26 protein-coding genes are annotated in these 19,538 nt (G+C 64.2%); 15 read left to right on the plus strand and 11 right to left on the minus strand.

Annotated features, from left to right (window positions below):
* Positions 1 to 12: 12 nt before the first annotated feature.
* On the plus strand, positions 13 to 345 hold the full coding sequence (locus CSW57_RS24205; RefSeq protein ID WP_143696441.1) for a hypothetical protein: 333 nt from the start codon (positions 13 to 15) through the stop codon (positions 343 to 345).
* A 98-nt stretch (positions 346 to 443) separates the two neighbouring features.
* Here CSW57_RS24205 and tatA read toward each other — a convergent pair whose 3' ends face one another.
* Positions 444 to 710 carry a Sec-independent protein translocase subunit TatA gene (gene tatA / locus CSW57_RS00895; protein ID WP_099381068.1) on the minus strand — a complete coding sequence of 89 codons (267 nt, stop codon included), beginning with the start codon at positions 708 to 710 and terminating at the stop codon, positions 444 to 446.
* 338 nt (positions 711 to 1,048) lie between these two features.
* Between tatA and CSW57_RS00900 the strand changes: the two genes are divergently transcribed.
* Positions 1,049 to 1,723, plus strand: coding sequence for a hypothetical protein (locus CSW57_RS00900; RefSeq protein ID WP_099381069.1), 675 nt, complete (start codon positions 1,049 to 1,051; stop codon positions 1,721 to 1,723).
* 10 nt (positions 1,724 to 1,733) lie between these two features.
* On the opposite strand, the gene CSW57_RS00905 is transcribed toward CSW57_RS00900, so the two are convergent.
* Positions 1,734 to 2,087 (minus strand): DUF4440 domain-containing protein, encoded by a 354-nt coding sequence (locus tag CSW57_RS00905; protein ID WP_099381070.1) that lies wholly within the window; start codon positions 2,085 to 2,087, stop codon positions 1,734 to 1,736.
* Positions 2,088 to 2,221: 134 nt separating this feature from the next.
* Here CSW57_RS00905 and CSW57_RS00910 point away from each other — a divergent pair, with 134 nt between their 5' ends.
* Positions 2,222 to 3,040, plus strand: coding sequence for a MerR family transcriptional regulator (locus CSW57_RS00910; protein ID WP_189339095.1), 819 nt, complete (start codon positions 2,222 to 2,224; stop codon positions 3,038 to 3,040).
* Between the two features lie 4 nt (positions 3,041 to 3,044).
* On the opposite strand, the gene CSW57_RS00915 is transcribed toward CSW57_RS00910, so the two are convergent.
* Positions 3,045 to 3,260, minus strand: a complete 216-nt coding sequence (locus CSW57_RS00915; RefSeq protein WP_099381072.1) for a zinc-ribbon domain-containing protein — start codon at positions 3,258 to 3,260, stop codon at positions 3,045 to 3,047.
* 99 nt (positions 3,261 to 3,359) lie between these two features.
* Positions 3,360 to 3,824, minus strand: coding sequence for an SRPBCC domain-containing protein (locus CSW57_RS00920; RefSeq protein WP_030168645.1), 465 nt, complete (start codon positions 3,822 to 3,824; stop codon positions 3,360 to 3,362).
* 111 nt (positions 3,825 to 3,935) lie between these two features.
* Here CSW57_RS00920 and CSW57_RS00925 point away from each other — a divergent pair, with 111 nt between their 5' ends.
* Positions 3,936 to 4,289, plus strand: a complete 354-nt coding sequence (locus CSW57_RS00925; RefSeq protein ID WP_099381073.1) for a hypothetical protein — start codon at positions 3,936 to 3,938, stop codon at positions 4,287 to 4,289.
* Here the strand turns inward: CSW57_RS00925 and CSW57_RS00930 are convergent.
* Together CSW57_RS00930 and CSW57_RS00935 are read right to left on the minus strand one after the other, a co-directional pair.
* A complete protein-coding gene (locus CSW57_RS00930) occupies positions 4,286 to 5,257 on the minus strand; it encodes an intradiol ring-cleavage dioxygenase (RefSeq protein WP_099381074.1) in 972 nt (323 codons plus the stop codon). The genes CSW57_RS00925 and CSW57_RS00930 overlap by 4 nt on opposite strands.
* Before the next feature lie 173 nt (positions 5,258 to 5,430).
* A complete protein-coding gene (locus tag CSW57_RS00935) occupies positions 5,431 to 5,862 on the minus strand; it encodes a YybH family protein (RefSeq protein ID WP_189339096.1) in 432 nt (143 codons plus the stop codon).
* Positions 5,863 to 5,901: 39 nt separating this feature from the next.
* Here CSW57_RS00935 and CSW57_RS00940 point away from each other — a divergent pair, with 39 nt between their 5' ends.
* Positions 5,902 to 6,759, plus strand: coding sequence for an ATP-grasp fold amidoligase family protein (locus tag CSW57_RS00940; RefSeq protein WP_223248971.1), 858 nt, complete (start codon positions 5,902 to 5,904; stop codon positions 6,757 to 6,759).
* A gap of 44 nt (positions 6,760 to 6,803) precedes the next feature.
* Here CSW57_RS00940 and CSW57_RS00945 read toward each other — a convergent pair whose 3' ends face one another.
* The 4 genes from CSW57_RS00945 to CSW57_RS00960 all read right to left on the minus strand — a co-directional run bounded on the left by CSW57_RS00945 (position 6,804) and on the right by CSW57_RS00960 (position 10,540).
* A complete protein-coding gene (locus tag CSW57_RS00945; RefSeq protein WP_099381076.1) occupies positions 6,804 to 8,015 on the minus strand; it encodes an NAD(P)/FAD-dependent oxidoreductase in 1,212 nt (403 codons plus the stop codon).
* Positions 8,016 to 8,059: 44 nt separating this feature from the next.
* Positions 8,060 to 8,347, minus strand: a complete 288-nt coding sequence (locus tag CSW57_RS00950) for a hypothetical protein (RefSeq protein WP_143696443.1) — start codon at positions 8,345 to 8,347, stop codon at positions 8,060 to 8,062.
* A 255-nt stretch (positions 8,348 to 8,602) separates the two neighbouring features.
* Complete coding sequence (locus CSW57_RS00955; protein WP_099381078.1) at positions 8,603 to 8,839, minus strand: hypothetical protein; 237 nt, start codon at positions 8,837 to 8,839, stop codon at positions 8,603 to 8,605.
* Between the two features lie 342 nt (positions 8,840 to 9,181).
* The gene (locus CSW57_RS00960) at positions 9,182 to 10,540 is read right to left on the minus strand and encodes a glutamate decarboxylase (protein ID WP_099381079.1); all 1,359 of its coding nucleotides are present in this window, start codon (positions 10,538 to 10,540) and stop codon (positions 9,182 to 9,184) included.
* A 163-nt stretch (positions 10,541 to 10,703) separates the two neighbouring features.
* Between CSW57_RS00960 and CSW57_RS24605 the strand changes: the two genes are divergently transcribed.
* The 8 genes from CSW57_RS24605 (at position 10,704) to CSW57_RS01000 (ending at position 17,389) form a co-directional block, all read left to right on the plus strand.
* Entirely contained in the window at positions 10,704 to 11,561 is an 858-nt protein-coding gene (locus CSW57_RS24605) for a hypothetical protein (RefSeq protein WP_099381080.1), read from the plus strand.
* On the plus strand, positions 11,558 to 12,352 hold the full coding sequence (locus CSW57_RS00970) for a class I SAM-dependent methyltransferase (RefSeq protein ID WP_099381081.1): 795 nt from the start codon (positions 11,558 to 11,560) through the stop codon (positions 12,350 to 12,352). The genes CSW57_RS24605 and CSW57_RS00970 overlap by 4 nt, the downstream gene beginning before the upstream one ends.
* Positions 12,349 to 13,089, plus strand: a complete 741-nt coding sequence (locus tag CSW57_RS00975) for a class I SAM-dependent methyltransferase (RefSeq protein ID WP_223248972.1) — start codon at positions 12,349 to 12,351, stop codon at positions 13,087 to 13,089. Before CSW57_RS00970 ends, CSW57_RS00975 begins: the two co-directional genes overlap by 4 nt.
* Before the next feature lie 87 nt (positions 13,090 to 13,176).
* Positions 13,177 to 14,169 (plus strand): ABC transporter substrate-binding protein, encoded by a 993-nt coding sequence (locus CSW57_RS00980; RefSeq protein WP_099381947.1) that lies wholly within the window; start codon positions 13,177 to 13,179, stop codon positions 14,167 to 14,169.
* 22 nt (positions 14,170 to 14,191) lie between these two features.
* Positions 14,192 to 15,292, plus strand: coding sequence for an ABC transporter ATP-binding protein (locus CSW57_RS00985; RefSeq protein WP_099381083.1), 1,101 nt, complete (start codon positions 14,192 to 14,194; stop codon positions 15,290 to 15,292).
* The gene (locus CSW57_RS00990; protein WP_023956668.1) at positions 15,289 to 15,984 is read left to right on the plus strand and encodes an ABC transporter permease; all 696 of its coding nucleotides are present in this window, start codon (positions 15,289 to 15,291) and stop codon (positions 15,982 to 15,984) included. The genes CSW57_RS00985 and CSW57_RS00990 overlap by 4 nt, the downstream gene beginning before the upstream one ends.
* On the plus strand, positions 15,981 to 16,682 hold the full coding sequence (locus CSW57_RS00995) for an ABC transporter permease (protein ID WP_099381084.1): 702 nt from the start codon (positions 15,981 to 15,983) through the stop codon (positions 16,680 to 16,682). The genes CSW57_RS00990 and CSW57_RS00995 overlap by 4 nt, the downstream gene beginning before the upstream one ends.
* A gap of 158 nt (positions 16,683 to 16,840) precedes the next feature.
* A complete protein-coding gene (locus CSW57_RS01000) occupies positions 16,841 to 17,389 on the plus strand; it encodes a putative glycolipid-binding domain-containing protein (RefSeq protein WP_370623920.1) in 549 nt (182 codons plus the stop codon).
* On the opposite strand, the gene CSW57_RS01005 is transcribed toward CSW57_RS01000, so the two are convergent.
* Positions 17,362 to 18,366, minus strand: coding sequence for a prephenate dehydrogenase (locus CSW57_RS01005; RefSeq protein ID WP_099381086.1), 1,005 nt, complete (start codon positions 18,364 to 18,366; stop codon positions 17,362 to 17,364). The genes CSW57_RS01000 and CSW57_RS01005 overlap by 28 nt on opposite strands.
* A gap of 73 nt (positions 18,367 to 18,439) precedes the next feature.
* Between CSW57_RS01005 and CSW57_RS01010 the strand changes: the two genes are divergently transcribed.
* Together CSW57_RS01010 and CSW57_RS01015 are read left to right on the plus strand one after the other, a co-directional pair.
* On the plus strand, positions 18,440 to 18,949 hold the full coding sequence (locus tag CSW57_RS01010) for a tRNA adenosine deaminase-associated protein (RefSeq protein ID WP_099381087.1): 510 nt from the start codon (positions 18,440 to 18,442) through the stop codon (positions 18,947 to 18,949).
* Between the two features lie 23 nt (positions 18,950 to 18,972).
* On the plus strand, positions 18,973 to 19,431 hold the full coding sequence (locus CSW57_RS01015; RefSeq protein WP_099381088.1) for a nucleoside deaminase: 459 nt from the start codon (positions 18,973 to 18,975) through the stop codon (positions 19,429 to 19,431).
* Positions 19,432 to 19,538: the final 107 nt, after the last annotated feature.

The following is a 19,538-nucleotide window of genomic DNA, read 5'->3' on the forward strand; positions in this document are numbered from 1 at the left end:
GGAACTCCCACAATGACCGCAGGCTGGGCTGCTCGCGGGATGGAAGGTCACTCGGACAGTCGCCGGGGAAACAACCAGTGGGCCACATTGCGTCGCGTGGCCATCAGCGATCTCAACGGGCTGCCAGTGGCGGGGCTGCCGTGGCTGTACATCTCTGGATCTTCGGTCGTCGACCGGGTCGGCGACGGCGGCGGAGTGTTCACCGAGACGGGTTCAAAAGCGGAAGACATTGCCTGCCCTCGTAGTTCTGGCTGCGTCCGCACCGCAGGCCGCCGTATATCTGTGGCGGCCTGCGATACGGGCTTGCTCATCCGGCGCTTCCGGTTGCTACAGCCTGCGCGATAACGCCGAAAGTGTTTCCGATGACTTCGATGAGGTAAAAGAATGTTGACAGCACGTTTCTCCTTTCGTATCTGTTACGGTTCTGGGCCGGGAATCGTGACCTACGCGGGCCGTTGCATTCGGCTATTGTGGTGCGGGTCGGTACCTGTCCGCACGGCATCGCCGCTGTCCAGAGCGGGATGCGAATCAGGTTGTGATGCAGTATCTCCGGCGGGTTTGTCGTCGTTGTTCATCTCGCTGATCTCGCTCTTGAAAATACGCATCGAGCGGCCGAGTCCGCGTGCGGCGTCGGGTAGTTTTCTCGATCCGAAGAGAATCAGGAAAACAACAACGACGAAAACGATATGCCACGGTTGAAGAGCGTTCATTGATCCCCCTGCTGTGCTGATCAGTTCTCGCGCCAGTGCGGCATTCTGTTGGTTGTGGACATATTTTCTGCCACCCCGACTGGTCCAGTGATACGAGAACTGTTTCTATGTAACATGAGTAGCACGATGTGGCAGCAGTCACAAGAATAATTGCGAATCCTTTTCGGAGGATTGCGACGAGTGCAATGTCTGCGCCGGTACCGAGGTGGCCGGATTCGTTCCGCGCCAGCAGCTTGCAAAGTCATTCGTTTGCGGTCGATGAAGGGGCCCGCAGGTGGTTGTGGTGATGCCATGCTGAGCGGAGCGTTGGTGATCCGCACCAGCCCGGTGATCGGCTCATGATGAGTGAAGAACCCAGGCCGCGGCTCAGCCGCATGCACCGGCTCCGGCCGTCCATTCCGCGACTGATCGCCGTTGCGCTCTGTGGAGCGCTCGTCTCGTTGGCGGTTTCGGCAGGTGCGGCCGGGCCGGCCTGTGCGTGCAGCTGCCGTGGATACACGACGGAGGAAGCCGCATCGAACGCGGATGGTGTCTTTCTCGCCCGAGCCACTGGCAAGGCGTCGTCCGGGTCAGATGACATCTACGAGTTCGCTGTGGCCGAGGTGTTCAAGGGGGAGGTGGACGCTGTCACCGTTGTGGGCACCGCACCCGATGGTGGTTCCTGCGGCGGGAAGTTCGAGCTTGGCCGTGACTACCTGCTCTTCGTCGACGCCGGCCTCAGCGAAGGAGTGGGCCGCGGCTGGGAGAGCAACCTGTGCATGGGGCCGGCCACACTGTCGCCGTCCGACGTGAGGGGTGTACTCGAACGGGACTTCGGACCACCACGGCCGCCGAACCCCGCCACGCCGACCCCACTGCTCGATGCCGCCGATGAGGTCCCGGCCACGAGCAGCTGGTGGACGAGGGTGACGGCGGCAGTCCCGTTGCCGCTGCTGGTTGTCGCAGGTGGACTTGTCCTCGCCGCGGTCGGGTGGGTCGGCGTGAATCGGCGGCGGCGCGGAACGCGGCCATAGTCTTTGTGAGCTAGCCCTCCGTCGCCGGCGCGATCGTCAAGGCGCTGATCCGTTTCGCTTTGTCCATCGTGAACCGGTTCGCCAGGTCGATTCGGCCGCCTGGGAAGTCTCCTTCGATGCGGTTGATCACAACGATTGCGTCGGCATGCCCTTCGGTTCGCAACCGCGTTGTGGTGTACGTGAACGAACGTGCGACTTCTGAACGCCAGGAGGCGATTTCGCCGCGACCCCGGTAGGTCTTCCCGTCGTCGACCACGATGGCGTCCTCGGTGAACAGGTCCGCTAGGGCCGCGGGATCGGCGTCCGGGGCCGCCTGGAGGTACTCGGTTACGGCGGTTGGCAGGTCAGTGGTTTCGGATGTCATCTCGATGGTTCCTTTCGGGCGTGAGGTTGGTTGCAGACCCCACCCTGGCCGTTCCCCTCAGGGGAAGGTCAACTGCCCGGCGACGTCACCGCGAAGGTTGCGATTCTCCTCTGGGGAAGGGGGAGACTGAGGTGGTGCCCAGTTTGATGACCATCGGTGACTTCAGCCGCGCGACGCGTCTCAGTGCCAAAGCGCTCAGGTTCTATCACCGTGTGGGCCTGCTCGAACCCGCTGCCGTGGACCCGAACAACCAGTACCGCTACTACGGTCGAGGACAGATCGAGGATGCACGGGTCATCCACCATCTCCGCTCGCTCGACATGCCTGTCGAGGACATCCACCGAGCGCTGCAGGCATCCGGCGAAGAAGCAAAGAACGCCATCATCGCCGACCATCTGCAGCGTATGGAAGAACGGCTGGCGCACACACAGTCCGCGGTGGAGTCTTTACGTCGATTGTTGACGGACCACACACAGCCGGTGCGGATCGAACGACGTGACATCGCGAGCATGTCTGCGTTGGTCATCCGCGACACCGTCGATCTGGCTGATCTGGGTGCTTGGTTCACAAGTGCCAACGCGGGCCTCGATGACGTTGTCATGCGATCGAGCATCACCACCGATGGGCCGCGCGGTGGACTGTGGTCGACCGAGTTGTTCCTGGACGAACACGGCGAATGCGCCCTCTTTCAACCGGTTGCGCCCTCGAGTGCACCGCCCGAAGGCGGCCCGGTCGTACTGGAATCACTGCCCGCCGCGACGCTGGCGGTGGCGACGCACCGGGGCAACGATGCGACCATCGGCGAGGTGTACGCAGACCTCGGCGGCTACGTCAACGAACACGGTATCGGCGCACCCGGTCCGGTGCGGGAAACCTACCTGGAAGGCACTCCCGGCCAAGACGGGACAACCGAGATCGGCTGGCCCATCACTTCTTCGGGCGGAACGATCTGATCACTCACACCGCGGCGACGATGCCGCAGACGCCACATTGCTCGAATTGGCGCCGCTTCCAACGCGCGATCGGGATGAAGAACAACGTGAATTGCTGGTACTGCCGGATCCGTGCCCACTGCGTGGTGTTGTGGCAGTGAGGGCATGTGTGGGTTTGCCCCGGGCCGAGGTGTTTCTGCTTGGTGCCGAAACCGAAGATGAAGAACACGAAGCCCAGCATATAGCTTCCTTCGAGGCAGGCCGTCGGGACATTCGCGGCCGAGCGCCGAGTCCCGTCGATAACGCGAGGTCCTCGCTGCCGAAATCCCTGGCGCGCAGGTCAGGAAGCAGTCGCGGCGGCCAGTCGCGCAAGAGTGTCGGTCAACTGGTCCTCGGTGACGAGCGGGAACTTCACCTGCTCGAGGAGCTTCTTGTCGGTGACCTTGGACCAGTCGTACGTGTGCCGGACCAGCGTCTCGTTGGGGCCCTGAGACTCCAACTCCCACAGCCATTCCCAGCCGGGAGGTTCCGTACCGGCGGGTGCGGTCTTCCATGCCAGCAACTTGTCCTTCGCGTAACCGGAGACGTGGTTGTCGGTCTTGTACTCGCCGCCCATGTGGTCGCCCTGCATGTTCATGGTGAACACCTCGCCGACCTGCTGGATCCGATCGGCGTGGTCCACGCCACGGATGAACCCCGAGCCATCGAGCTCTTGGTGGCGTTCGGGGTTGGAGAGAACGTCGAAAACTGCGTCGACGGGCGCATCGATGGTGCGTTCGACTGTGACCTTCGTGTTTTCGCTCATGCCCCAACACTGCCTAAGAATCGGTGACACGGCAAGGCGCCCGCGTCGCCCCACCCTGTCTGCCCGTGCGAATCGATATGCATTTCGAGTGGTCACGTGCACACTGAACGTATGACCCAACCTCGTGCGCTCACAGTGGCGGACAACCCGTTGGCGCTGATCATGCTGGCTGAATTACCCGAAGAAGTGGCATCGGCCGCGTCCGGCGAGCAGATGGGCAGCGTGACGTCGGAGATGCTCACCGAGTACATGGCCCTCATCGACCGGCACTGTCCTGCCTCGGCGACAGTGAGTTCGGCGACGTTGCATGCGGCAGTGAACGCACAGCTGGCCGTGTACGCACCGACGATGCCCGAGCTCTGCAGCAGTTACCTCGACAGCCACGGCGGGCTCGGGGCCAACATCTGGGTCAAAGCGGCGGTCCTGCAGCTTCGTGATGCGCTGGTGGACGGTCGCACGAGCTAGCCCATCGGGCCACCGTTCGGCATTCCTCGGGGTGGGGCACCGCCCCCGGGCATCTGGCCGCCGGTGGGCTGCGTGGTGGCGTCCACCCCCACGGCGAGGGCAACCGTGTAACCGCTGGTGACGTCGCCGGTCACCGAGGCCAGCTGGGTGGCACCGGAATCGTCCCCGAAGACGTTGTCACTGTCGAGCCCGACCCGGGCGAGGTTGCCCACGGAATTCTCATACCCGGCGGTCGCATAGACGGCGTCGCACACGTTCTGTGGAAGCGCGATCTGCGAGGTGGCGATGGCATTGGTGGAATCGGTGATGCTGTTCTGGTCGGGATAGACCTCGAAATGGATGTGGGGCCAGCGGCCGCTGTAACAAGCGGGAAAGATGCTGGTGTACTCGACCTTTCCGTCGGCGTCGGCTATCTGGACGCCTCGCAGGAAGTTCTGGTCGGTGACCCCTTCCGAGTACAGCGAATACCCACCTTCGCGTGTGCAGTGCCAGACGTACACAGCTGCGCCCTGCAGTGGGACACCTCCGTTGGCGAGGTCGGAGACCGTCAGCTGCAAGGTCATCGGCACCCCGTCGGCAGTGCCGCTGAAGTCGCCGAAGCTCGAGCGGATGTCGGTGCGGACGATACCGCTCTGTTCGAGTACGTCGGGGCCGTTGGACCCGTCCCCGGGGTACGGGCCTGCGGTCTCGTCAGGAATTTCGGTCAGTGCCGTCGATGATCCAGCGCTTGTCGTGGTCGATGCAGGCGTCGTCGCCGAGCCGGTGGCCGAGTTCGAATTGCTCGACCCTCCGCACGCCGCCAATCCGACGGTGGCTGCACCCAATCCGAACACTGCCAGCATCCTGCGCCGACTGAACAACGTATCCACGTCGAAAGCCAACCCCTGGTCGACCACCTCGTCGGCAGGCCGGGGCAGTCGGCGACCCTCGTAGGTCGGTGTCGAATCACTTTGCCTGCGCTGTGTCATGTTGCCTCCTCGATTCATCCGGTTCAGTCGTCGAACCGGATGACATCAGTCTTGATCGACAACCTGGCAATCAGCTGGACGGCCGCTGCGAAGATCCCACCCACGGTGAGCGGCAGCCGCTGCGGGTTGAGCAGGTACCGAGGAACGGACGGCCGCAACGGTTTCGAGTGGGCTCAGCCGGCGGGCGGGAGCCCGAAGGTGCGCGGCGGTGTGCCGGGAACGAGCGAGAGATGAGTGTGAATCGCCTGCCACGGTTGGTCGACGTCGGATCGGTTCAGCAAGACCGTCGAGCGGCCCGGCCGTTCGAACGGCGTCCCGTTCTCGGTGTAACCGGTGGAGGTCCACAGGCACAGGCCCCAGCCGGTGAGGTTGTCGTCAGACGTGCCGGTCACCATCGAATCCAGATCGAAACGGAACTCGGTGATACGGCCCCAGATGGAACGCCATTGCTCGTTCTCCAACTCGTCGATGCCTCGGACCAGTCGCATGTAGGTCCCGAAGCCGACGACGTCGGGGGCGAACATCGTGCGGGCCTTGTCGTAGTCGACGTCGACGATCAGCTGACGCCAGCTGTCGAACCAATCCCGGATCGTGATGTCCTGCAAAGTAATCCTCTTCCGCCATAGGGGGCTAGTCTGATGCCGATGTCTGACACCACCGTAGCGCGGGTCGCGCTCGCCGCGATCATGCGAATTCCACTGACACCGAGACGAATTCTGTTCTATGGTGCCCTTCACCGACGCCTGCCGCGTCTGCGGAATCCGCAACGTTTCACCGACAAGGTCAACTGGCGAGTGCGCCACGACCGCCGCGAGTTGCTGGCCCCGACGTGCGACAAGTTGGCCATGAAAGAACTGGCGTCTGCCGCCGCCGGTGATTCTGTGAGGGTTCCGCAGACCCTGTGGGCGGGAACCGATCTGCGGGACCTGGGCTCGGTCGATCTGCCCGATCGGTGGATCCTCAAGCCGGCACACCGGTTCGGCAAGATCATCGTGGGCCTTGGGCAACCCGACATCGACGACCTGCTCGCCCGGACCGACGGGTGGCTCGACAACGAGAACTGGCAGCTGATGGGCGAGTGGGGGTACAGCCGGGCCACGCCGCGGATCCTGGTCGAAGAGCGGATCGGTACATCCGATGCCCTCCCCTCGGACTACAAGTTCTTCGTCTTCGCAGGCGTGGCGCGATACGTGCTGGTGGTCTCCGACCGAGTCGCAGATCCGCGGGCCTCGTATTACGACACCTCATGGAATCGGGTCGCGACGCATCCCGGGGCAGAGGATGTCCCGCTGGTGCCTGCGCCGCCTCACCTCTCGGAGATGATCGCGATCGCCGAACGCATCGCGCACGGGTTCGATTTCCTCCGAGTCGATCTGTACGACGTCGACGGACACGTGTGGTTCGGCGAAACCACCGCCTATCCGATGAGTGGGCTCGGCAGGTATTCGCCGGATTCCTTCGATGAAGAACTCGGCAGCTGGTGGACGTTGCCCGACCTCTGAGCCGGTGTCGCTCGGAATGGTCCGCACCGCAGCCCATTCCGACCTCAGAGCCGACCCTTGAGAATCAGGTTCCAGTACATCTGCGGCAGTCCGTAGCGGTCGAAGGCCCATGCCGATCGTCGCGGTTTGAGCGGGTCGACAAACGACGGTAACGATGATTCGACGGTGCCGGCCCTGTCGAACTCGCCGGCGATCAGCCTGTGCCCGTCGATGGCGACGGGCGCGACTGTGTATCCGTCGTACTCCGCCAACGCTTTTCCTTCACGGGCAGCGATCAGGTTGTCGACGAGGATCGCGATCTGCCGGCGCAGCGCACCGCCGGACGGGTCAGTGGCCACCGCGGCCCCGTCTCCGGCACCCCAGATGTCGGGATACGTGTGATGACGGAATGTATGGGGGTCGATGTCGACAAGACCGCGGGGATCGGCGCCGGAAAGTCCTGACAACTCGACCCACAGGGGCCCACGGAACGGCGGGACCAGGTGAAGCACGTCGTAGGGCAGTCGTTCGACCGACCCGGTGGCGCCCGTCACCGATATCTGCCGCCCCTCCGGATCGAGCTCGGTGACCGCTGTATTGCGCAACACCCGCACGTCGAGGTCGGCCAGAAGGCTGTACAGCCGGCCGTCGAGGTCGGGAACACCCAGCAACTCGGGACGGTCAATCACCAGGGAGATGTCGACCCCGGGTAGTCGGCCGGTCTTCTGCCAGTGGGCTGCGGCCAGGAAGAGTGGTTTGAGCGTCGTGCCGGTACAGCTCACCGGCGCGCGAGGCACGGTGAACACGGCCCGTCCCCGAGCGGGCATGGTCTTGACCAACTCCCAAGTCTCCTCGGCCCGGTCCACGTAATTGCTGGCGACAGCAGAGGATTCGAGGGCCGCGTCGACACCGGGTAGTGCGTCAGCATCCGGGACGAGCCCGGGCCCGAGAACCAGGTCTCGGTATCGGTAGGTACGGCCGGACGCGCACAGCACCGTCTGCGACGGCGCATCAACCGAGATCGCTGTGTCCTGTACCCATGTGCACTGCTCGGGGGTCACCGATCGCTGGGTTCGTTCGGCGTCGTTCAACGTGGCCTGCCCGCCGCCCACATACGACAGCAGTGGCCGATAGGTGTGGACCCTCTGAGGCTCGATGACGGCGACGTCGGTGATCCCCTTCTTGATCAACCGGGCCGCGGCGCTGATCCCGGCGTTACCGCCGCCGATGACCAGAACGTCGAAGTACTGGTCCGCTGTGCTCGCTGCTGGGGTCATATCGGGCCTGTACCCAGAACCTTCGATGACCACCCGTCGGCGAATCACGCACCGGTGTCGACCACATCGCGTTGAACGAAGATGACCATCGGGTCGTCGGGCGCGATCATGATGCACGCATCGTCGGTCAGCGTGAGCATGACAGCGCGCGTGGTGTCGATGGACGCGTCGAGTTGGTCGAAGATCTCTGTGGCCAACCGGCTCGGGATCTCGAAGCGGTGGTCGTCGAGGTGGACCGCGGCGACCGCCTCCGCGACCGCTCCGCCCGCGGACTCGTCGGCGCCCGACGGAGGGATGTCGGATGCAGTCGACTCCCTGCCCTTGTCGACCATCGGCATTCTCCTCAACGTGTGGTGTTGAGTCAGCCTAAGAGATAATCAGTGATCTGGCACCTGCGCCAGCGTGCTCGGACGATTTCGGCCGTGCGTCACCGCCTCCGGTCCCAGGTGATCCTGCGGGAACGGAGTTCGAGGATGACATCGGACCACCTCGTTGTGGTCCATGCCATGCTGCGAGAGTCAGCGGCGCGATGGTCGGCGATCAGGCAACACATTCCTCACCGAGGCGATCGCACGGCCGGCTGTGGGTCAACTCATCACCAGGGCCTCCTGCACCGCGGCGTAGAACGCCTTACCCGGGTCGCCGAACACTTCGGTTTCCGGGAAATACATGGCGGCCATACCGCTGAGAAGTGACCCGCACGCGCCGGGACGGACCGCGACGGCAAACCACATGCCGACGGAGACACCTTGGATGGTGCGGGTCCAGTCGGCGCGCTCCTCGATGGCATTGGCAACACTCAGCATCAGCTTCGGATCCTTCATGCTCCAAACCCCCGTGCTGCGAAACCGCTCTGCTTTCGGGTGGTGACCGGTGGGCATGTCGACAAATGCATTTTGTTCTCCCTGGATGGGTTGGACAGCTGGCCACTTGGCCAACTGCCCTGACCGTCGCACGAGAGACGCCTACTTGTCGCAGGTCAATGAGTAATTGCTGGTGAGTTAATAAAAGAACATGCGAAATTAACGACCGGAGAGCGCAAAGAGCCCGGGCCAATCACCGGGAGGGGATGGTGTCGGCTCCGTCCACAATGACTCGATTGTCGCGAGAGGTGGAATCCCGTCGACAAAACTGTGACTCAGGACACATCTAATTGCGCCTGAAAATCAGTGGGCGAAATGCTGGCTTTCCATGTGGCCGCCGGCTTGTATCTTGCGCAGTCCGTTCATCACCTCGACGAGGTGCTGGTGCAGGACGCGAGCCATGTCGCGCGAGAACCCCTCTCGCACCACGACCCTGAGAACGGCGACGTCCGTGGCGTCGTCGGGCATCGTGTAGGCCGGTACCTGCCAGCCGTACACCCGGAGACCATGGGAGATGTCGAAGACCGTGAACGGGCAGGGATCATTCAGCTTGAACGTCACGACCGGTATCGCCGAACCGTCGGTCAGGACGTCGATCTCTTCTTCCTCGGCGATCTGCCCGGCAAACCATTGGGCTGTGCTCGACAGCGCCTTCATGATGTCGGTGTAGCCGGCGCGCCCGAGTCGCAGGAAGTTGTAGTACTGGCCGATGACCTGATTGCCGGGACGCGAGAAGTTGAGAGTGAAGGTGGGCATGTCGCCGCCGAGGTAATTGACGCGGAACACCAGGTCCTCGGCGAGGTGCTCCTTGCCACGCCAGACCACGAAACCGACTCCGGGATAAGTGAGTCCGTACTTGTGCCCGCTGACGTTGATCGACACCACGCGCGGCACCCGGAAGTCCCATTCCACATCGGGATGCAGGAACGGCAGTACGAAACCACCACTGGCCGCGTCGACGTGGATCGGGATGTCCGGGCCGCCGTCGCTCGCGAGCTTGTCCAGGGCGGCGGCGACCTCTTTGACCGGTTCGAGTTCGCCTGTGTACGTGGTCCCGGCGATCACCACGACGCCGATAGTGTTCTCGTCCACCGCCTCGGTCACCTGCTCGGGGGTGATGACGTAGCGACCCTCCTCCATCGGCAGATAGCGCGGTTCGACCTCGAAATAACGGCAGAACTTCTCCCAGACCACTTGAACGTTGCTGCCGAGGACGAGGTTCGGTGTGCCACCCGTCTTCTTCTCGCGCCAGCGCCATTTGAGGGCGAGCCCGCCGAGCATCACGGCCTCCGATGAGCCGATGGTGGAGGCGCCGGTGGCCGTCGATGCGTCCTCGGGGTCGAGTCCGGGAGCGTGGAACAGATCGGCGACCATGCTCACACACCGGGATTCGATGGCCGCAGTCAGCGGATATTCATCTTTGTCGATCATGTTCTTGTCGAAGGTCTCGGCCATCAATCGCTCGGCCTGCGGATCCATCCAAGTGGTCACAAATGTAGCCAGATTGAGGCGCGAATTGCCGTCGAGCATCAATTCATCGTGGATGAAGCGGTACGCGATTTCCGGTTCCATCGAATCGTCCGGAATTCTCAGGGCCGGGACACCCTCGACAGCGAGCCGGCCGGTATATGCGGGAGCGATCAATCCACGTTCGTTCGACATTTGAACTCCATCGCGTTGGATGAGACGCGGTGCTTTTCGACGCCCGCGAAGCGCTTTGATCGTACCGTTTGCCGTGCCCGTATACGGAGAAACTGTTTCTAGGCCTGCGTACGCCGCGCCGGTAGTGTTTGACTCCTGACGGCCGAGCTGAGGAGCAAAACGTATGGGGCCTGGATACGGGAACGATCCCAACAAGCCGGATGAACCGTACTGGGGCGGCCAGGATCCTCGGCAACCGCAACAGCCGTACTGGGGTCAGCCTCCGGACCAGCCGGGCCAGGGTGGTCCCAGCGGCACCAGCCAGATGCCGGCGTACGGATCCGGCTCGACGCCCCAGTACGGCGGTCCCCAGTACGGCGGTCCCCAGTACGGCGGTGACCAATACGGCGAACCGGCGTATGGCCCGCCCGCCTACGGTCCGCAAGGTCAGCCCGCGTACGGGGAGCCGTACGACCCGAACAATCCCTACGGCAACAACCCTTATGGTGGCGGACCTCCATACGGAGAGCCTCCGTACGGAGGCGGCTACGGCGGTCCCCCGAACGGGCCCGACGATGGGGGCAGCAAGAAAGCCCTGCTGATCATCCTGGGCGTGGTGGTCGTACTGATCGTCGTCGCCGGCGGAGCGTTTGCGGCCCTGGCTCTGATGGGGGATTCCGACAACGACTCCCCATCGGCGACGTCCACCTCGGCGACAACGACCACGGAGACGACAACCACCCGCGAAACCGACGACACCACCACCACGGAAACCACCACCACGGGTTCGACATCGGGAACGGTCGAGTACGAGGTGACCGGCTCGGCGATGCTGATCCTGTACAGCGATCGTGACGGCGAGAAGACCGAGTCCGATCCCCGCACGCCGTGGACCAAGACCATCGACCGCGCGCCGGATACGTTGCAGCTCAGTGCATTTTCGATCGACGGCAATGACGTGACGTGCTCTATCAAGGTCGACGGGAAGGTCGTCGCCGACGAGAAGGGTGTGTTGGCGGTCTGCGTCCATCTCGGCTCATGAGCACTCCATGGGCTCGGGGCCGGTACCGGACGGTGGCAGATCACCTCGTCCCGCTCGCGGGGGACCTGGTGGCCGTTGCCGGTCGTCGTACCCCCTTGGCCGGTGCGGTCGTCTACGACCTCGCCTGCGGAACCGGCAGCGCGGCACTGCTCTGCGCCCGTGAAGGGGCGCAGGTCACGGGGGTCGACCTGACCGTCGAACTGCTCGAAGAAGCAGAGGTGGAGGCGGCACGTTCGGGCCTCGACATCCGGTGGGTGTGTGCGGACGCGAGCGCGACCGGACTGCCACCGGCCGACGTGGTGCTCTCCAGCGTGGGCATCATCTTCGTGCAGCCAGAACCTCAGATCACCGAGGTCCGCAGATTGCTGGAGCCCGGCGGCACATTCGCGTACACCGCGTGGGCGTCGGGATCGGAGCAGCCGCTGTTCGCTCCGATCGCCGACGTACTCGGCCCGTCGCCCGCGCCGCAGTTCGGTGACGTGTCGCCCGAATCGTGGGCCGACCTGGCCGCCATCGAGCAGCGGCTGGCCGATGGCTTCATCGATGTTGTGGTGGACGAGCGCGACCATCTGTGGCAGTTCGGTTCCGTGGACGAGGCGATGCATCTGGTGACCAATGAGTCCCCGGTGCACGTCAACCTGCTGTCCATGATCGACGACGAACGAGGTCAGCAGGTTGTCAACGGTTTTCGGGACGTGTTCGGTGATCTCGCGCACGCCGACGGCTCGGTGACCTTCGCGGCCCCGTACGTGGTGGTGAGCGCAACCAGGGACAGGACGTCGTGGCAATGACCGACCCTGACAGGCAAGCGCGGATGGCCACGTCGTTCGGTCGCGAGGCAGAGTCGTACAGCAAGGGCCGGCCGGACTATCCGGAAGCGGCGATCGCCCATCTCGTTCCGTCCGACGCCCGAGTGGTCGTCGACATCGGTGCCGGCACAGGCAAACTCACCGCGTCGCTCCTCTCGCCGGGACGGACGGTGATCGCGGTGGAGCCCGATCGGGTGATGCTCGACGCGTTGTCTTCGGCATTGCCGACGGTGCACTCGGTATCGGGCACTGCCGAGCAGACGACACTCGACGACTCGGTGGCCGATGTCCTGACCTACGGCCAGGCCTGGCACTGGGTGCAGCCCGAGCCGGCGACCGCCGAAGCCGCCCGGGTACTGCGGCCCGGTGGACGGATCGGCCTGGTGTGGAACATCCGGGACGAGTCGGTTCCGTGGGTGGCCGTGCTCACCGACATCATGTCCGCCAGCGCTGCCGAATTGTTCGTGCTTAGGGGAGGACCCCGGTTACGAACGCACTTCGGTCCGTTGGAACACAAGGCCTTCGACTGGGAGCGTCGGATGACATCGGAACAGCTTGTTGCGATGGCAGCGTCGCGTAGTCATGTCATCACCGCGGCCGAGGCCGAACGCGCCCGGATCCTGGCGAGGGTGCAGGAGTTGGCGGATGACGTGGCCGACGGCGACGGCGTCATCGTGTTGCCCTACCGGACGCACGTGTACCGCGCCCACCGACTCTGAGCGGTCGGTCTGTCGAGTTCGGCTCACCATGAACGAAATCGGCCGGCCGTGCTGACGCCATCGCTGCGGTGGTGTTTTATGGAACAGATGCGAACGCTCCCTCGCCGGCGGACCTGGATCAGGCTCACCCTGGTGCCGTTGATCGTCATGCTGCTGGCGACCGTCGTGGCAGGATGTTTCGATCCCCTCAACCGTGCGGGATCGCGCGATCCCGATCCCCGTCACATCGTCGTCGGATCAGGGGGCGTGCTGGAGAGCCAGATCATCGGTCAGATCTACATCGACGTTCTCGAGGCCAACGGGTTCACGGCCGAGAACCAGCTCAACTCGGGTACCCGTGAGCGTTACCTTCCCGCCCTGCGCGCCGGTGACATCGACATCGCTCCCGACTACATCGGCAACCTGCTCCAGTATCTGGCAGCGTCCGCTCCCGGCCTGTCCGAGGAAGAGGTGACGAAGTACTCGTCGCTGACGTCGTTGCCCGACATCGAGAATGCGTTGCCCGCAGTACTCGGTGACGATCTGCTGACCTACACGCCGCTCCCCGGATCCAACTCGGACTCGGTGACCGTCACCCGACAGAGCGCAGAGAAATGGAACCTGGTGTCCATCGCAGACCTCGCGCGGGTGGCGCAGTCGGAGACCGTCAGCTTCATGGCCAACAGCGAGTTCGCCACCCGTGAGGTGGGGGTACCGGGCCTACGCCGAAACTATGGGCTGGACGTGGACTTCAAACCCAACAACGACAGCGGCGGCCAGGCCACCATCAACGAGCTGACCAGCGGACGGGTCACCGCCGCCGACATCTACACCACCACGCCCGCGATAACCACGGAAAACCTTGTGGTGCTGGAAGATCCGAAACACAACTTCCCCGCCAACAACATCGTGCCGGTGCTGGCGAAGTCGAAGGACTCGCCGGAACTACGCAAGGTGCTCGACGCGGTGTCGGCACAGCTGACCGTCGAAGAACTCCGCAGCCTGAACGAGATGGTTTCGGGCACACAGAAACTCGAAGTCGAGGACGCGGCAGAACGCTGGGTGAGAGACCACGGGCTCAACAAGCAACTGGGGTCATGAGATGACCGATGGAAGGAAGCCGATGATCACCTTCGATGCGGTGACCAAGACCTACCCCGACGGCACCACCGCGGTCGACAACCTGACCCTGGAGATCGAAGAAGGCAGCTTCACGGCCTTTGTGGGTCCGTCGGGATGTGGCAAGACCACCTCGATGCGCATGATCAACCGGATGATCGATCCGACGTCCGGCACCGTGAAGGTGGACGGACAAGACGTGAGCACCACCAACCCGGTGACGCTGCGACGCGGTATCGGTTACGTGATCCAGAGCGCCGGTCTGATGCCGCATCAGCGTGTGGTCGACAACGTGGCCACCGTCCCGGTGCTGGAAGGCGAGTCGCGCAAGGCGGCCAGGCGTGCGGCGCTCGAACTCCTCGAGCGGGTCGGTCTGGACTCGACCGTGGCCACCCGGTACCCGGGCCAGCTGTCGGGCGGGCAGCAACAACGTGTCGGTGTGGCAAGAGCTCTGGCTGCAGATCCGGCCATCCTGCTGATGGACGAGCCGTTCAGTGCTGTCGATCCTGTCGTGCGCGAGGACCTGCAGAACGAGATGCTCCGACTGCAGGCCGAGCTGCGTAAGACCATCGTCTTCGTCACCCACGACATCGATGAGGCCGTCAAGCTCGCCGACCGGATCGCGATCTTCGGCAAAGGCGGTGTCCTGCGCCAATTCGACACCCCGGCGCGACTGCTCGCCGCGCCCGCCGACGAGTTCGTGTCCTCGTTTGTCGGTCGCGACCGCGGTTATCGTCTGCTGCAGTTCAATTCGGGTCAGGACGTGAAGGTCGAGCCGCTCGAACCGATCACCGAACCGCAGATCGACGGGCTGGTCCTCGGCGCCGACGAGTGGCGGCTGGTGACGGTGGACGGAACCCCGTTCGGTTGGGTCGACGCCGATGGAGTGCGGGCGCATTCCGGTGGGGCGTCGCTGTACGACAGTTGCTCAGCTGGTGGGTCGCTGTTCAGTGAGTCCGGCTCGTTGCGCCAGGCACTCGATGCCGCATTGTCATCGCCCTCGGGAATCGGTGTGGTGGTGGACGGCCAAGGGACCGTGAGCGGAGGGGTCCGCGCCGCCGACGTCCTCGCTGCTCTCGAACAGCAGCGCAAGTCGGCATCATGAACTACCTCTTCGACCACTTCTCGAAGGTCTGGGAACTGACGCTCGAACACATCAAACTATCGATGATCCCGTTGGCGGTGGCCCTGGTCATCGCGATTCCGCTGGGTCTCCTGGTGTACCGGTCCCGGCCGGCCCGGCGGGTGACGATCGTGATCGGCTCGATCATCTTCACCATCCCGTCCATCGCTCTGTTCATCGTGCTGCCCTCGCTGATCAACACGCGCATTCTCTCCGACGTCAACGTGATGGTGGCGCTGGCCTTGTATTCGACTGCGCTGCTTGTGCGTTCGGTTCCAGAAGCGCTCGACGCCGTGCCTCCGGCCGCTGTCGACGCCGCCAAGGCCATCGGATACAAGCCGTGGCAACGCGTGCTCAAGGTGGAACTGCCCCTGTCGATCCCGGTGCTCATCGCCACCATTCGCGTGGTGTCGGTGACCAACATCTCGATGGTGTCGGTAGGTGCGGTCATCGGCTTCGGCGGCCTGGGCCGGTTGTTCACCGAAGGCTATAGCCGCAACTACACCGACGAGATCGTGGCCGGGATCATCGCCGTTGTGGTTCTCGCACTGGTGATCGATCTGGTCCTCGTGGTGATCGGCCGGGTGCTGACCCCGTGGGCACGCGTCGGCCGGGGGCCGGGCAGGTTGGCACGTAGCCGGATGAACCTGGCCAAAGAGGCGGCACCGGCATGAGCAACATCTTCAGCGACACCGTCAGCTACCTGACCACCGGAACGAACTGGACCGGTACCGAGGACTCGGAGGGATTGCTGGTCGAGATCGGCCAACACATCGGCTACACCTTCTACGCAGTGGCGGTCGCGGCGTTGATCGCGGTCCCGATCGGTCTGCTCATCGGTCACACCGGCAAGGGTGAGGTGGCGGTGGTGGGACTGGTGAACGTGCTGCGGTCGTTGCCGACCCTGGGTCTCCTGCTGCTCTTCATCTTGTGGATGGGTCTCGGACTCACCCCCACGATCATCGCGCTGATACTCCTCGCTATCCCGCCGCTGCTGGCCGGTACCTATGCGGGGGTCGCCAATGTCGACAAGGCAGTGGTCGACGCATCCCGGGCCATGGGCTTGAGCCATCTGCAGGTGCTGCTCAAAGTGGAGTTACCAAACGCACTCCCACTCATCCTGGGTGGCCTGCGTAACGCCACGCTGCAGGTGGTGGCAACTGCAGCCATCGCCGCCTACGCCGGCTTGGGTGGCCTCGGACGCCCGATCTTCGACGGCCTCGCCACCTATGACTACCCGCCGATGATCGCGGGGTCGCTGCTGGTCACGCTGTTGGCCCTGATTCTCGACGGCATCCTCGCAGGTGTCAGCTGGGCATCCGTCCCAGGTACTGGACGGCTGCGACGCACTCCTGACCTGTCCACCGCCTGATCAAAGGGGTGGCCCGGCCAATGTGTGCCATTGGTTCGGAAACATGGGGTCTGGTCGCCTACCTTGAAGGTGTGAATTCCCCAGACGTGTCCCAAGAGGCAACCGTGCTCCAGCCAGGGTCGGCCGGTGTCTCTGACAACAGCGACTTCAAGACAGTGATGACCTGGCGTGGGATAGGCGAGGACCGGCTCGAGCAGGTGCGTGTCGCGGTCACCGGGAATCGGGTGAAGGCGTACGGCCGGATCGTTGCTGCGGCAACCGCCGATCGTGAGGCCTTCAGCGCGTCGTACGACCTGGTCACCAACGATGCCGGTGTCACCAAGCGGTTGTCGCTGCACCTCGTGCGAGCGGGTGGGGACGCCCAGATCTCGATCACCCGCGACGGCGAGGACACCTGGCTGGTCCAGACTGCCCGCGGCATGGAACGCAGCGACTTCGGCGGTGCACAAGACGTCGACCTGGCGCTCAGCCCCTTCTTCAACGCTCTGCCGATCCGCAGGCTGGGCCTGGGCAAACCCGCGGCCACGCCGGTTGCCGTCCCCGTTGCCTACCTATATCTACCCACAGGTGAGGTGAAGTCGGCGACGCTGCAGTACACACCCGGTGACGATGGAGTCGGAGTGGTCTCACCGGTGGCCGACACCACCCTCACCGTCGACGACAACGGTTTTGTCATCAACTACCCGGGGTTGGCCGAACGGGTCTGACCCGTCCACACCCCGCCGCGGCGGGCGGCGTCACGCAGGGCCGCCTCCCAGCCATCGGAACCAATAACCACGTCGGTGACGGGCACGTCGCCGGAAGCGTTGATCTGCTCGTAGCGCCTGCGTGCGCGGTGACCGTCTTCGACGAGGATCTCCACCGAGCCCTCGTCGCGCAGTTGGTCGCGGGCACGGGTGAGGCGATCGATGGTCTCGCTGAGTGCATTGAGCAAGGCGATGTCGTTCGCCTCGAGCATGGCCCGCTGCGCAGAGGGTTTGGTGCCGGCGACGCGTGTCCCATCGCGAAACGAGCCCGCCGCGAGCCGCAACGCGAGTTCACCTTCGCCGGCGCCCACCACAGCGGTCACGGCGGCCATTAGATGAGGTAGATGGGAAATGCCCGCGACAGCGCGATCGTGCTCATCGGACGCGGCGGGGATCACGCGGGACCCGACCTCGAGGGCGAGGTGCGCAACGGTCCGCCACACGTGGGGATCGGCGCCGTCGTCGGTGGCCACCACCCAGACCGCGCCGTCGAAGAGAGTGGGGTCGGTGGCAGTCCAGCCCGATTCGGCCGAACCCGCCATCGGGTGGCCGCCCACGAAGTTACTGCCGAGTCCTTGCGCGTGAACCGCGTCGGCGACCGGCTGCTTCACGCTCACCACATCGGTCAGCGGACACCGGGGAGCGTGCTCGGCGACGGCCGCGACGATCGCGGCAACTGTGGGAGCCGGCGTCGCGATCACTATCAACGCCGACTGCTGCGCTGCGCGGGCGAGGGTCGCGACGAGGTCGGTCGACACGTCGAACCCGCTCTCGGCAGCAGCGGCGACGGTGGCGTCGGAGCGGTTGTAACCGAAGGCCGGCCGACCGGTGGCGGCCAGTGCCCGCAGCAACGAACCGCCGATCAAACCCAGGCCCAGAACACAGACAGAGGGCCGGGGCTGTGGCGAGGTCGCGGTCACCCGATCAGATTGGCACATGCGGGCGGTACGCAGGTCACGCGGCTGCTCGTAGAGAGTTGGGTTTACCCGCGCCGACCGCTACCGTGACCGCATGGCAGCTGCAGGTGCGGATGATGTAGATGGTTTCGCCATTGCGGTCGTCCGGGAGGACGGCAAGTGGACCCTCACCGCAATGGATCGCAGTGCACTGGCCGAACTCGGTGAAGCCGAGAATCGGCTGCGGGGCCTGCGCAGCGCCGGAGCGGTGTTCGGACTGCTCGACGTGGACGACGAGTTCTTCATCGTCGTGCGGCCGTCGCCCTCGGGAACGAAACTCTTGATCTCGGACGCCACAGCGGCAATCGACTACGACATCGCCGCCGATGTACTCGACGTGCTCAATGTCGAGATCCCCGACATCGACCCCGACGACATCGACGATGTCGAACCGTGGGAAGAAGGCGATCTGGCCATCCTCGCCGACCTCGGTCTGCCGGACTCGGTGATGAGCATCATCGTCGGTGACACGGATCTGTATGCCGACGAACAGATCGGGATGATCGCCGCCCGACTCGGTTTCGCGGACGAGTTGTCGAAGACGCTCGAGAAGCTCGGTCACTGAACACTTTTCGTGAGTCGGATGACATGGGTACCGATGAGCAGATGATCGAGGCGGCACTGGCGGCCGCCGCCGGGGCCGACCCCAGAGACGTGCCCGTGGGCGCGGTGGTCTTCGATTCCGACGGCACTGCCATCGCGCAGGCCGCAAACGCACGCGAGGTGACCTCCGATCCCACCGCACACGCCGAGATCCTTGCCATCCGAAAAGCGGTCGACCTGGTCGGCGACGGATGGCGGCTCACTGGTTGCACCATCGCCGTGACCCTCGAGCCGTGCACCATGTGTGCGGGCGCCATCACCCTGGCCAGACTCGATCGGCTGGTGTTCGGTGCGTGGGAGCCGAAGACAGGGGCAGTGGGCTCTTTGTGGGACGTGGTGCGCGACCGACGCAACGTCCACCGTCCTCAGGTGCGCGGCGGTGTACTCGCCGACGAGTGTGCTGCGGTCCTGCGAGACTTTTTTGCTGGTCAACGGCCCTCGTGAGGGCACAGCAGACGCGGTGATCTCGAACTCCCGGGTATCCGATTGGGATCGAGTAGCAGTGGGTACTCATGCATCACGCGACAGTCGCGTGTGAAGCACCTTGGTCA

Source organism: Williamsia muralis, assembly GCF_002735905.1.
In the GTDB taxonomy this organism is placed as follows: Bacteria; Actinomycetota; Actinomycetes; order Mycobacteriales; family Mycobacteriaceae; genus Williamsia; species Williamsia muralis_A.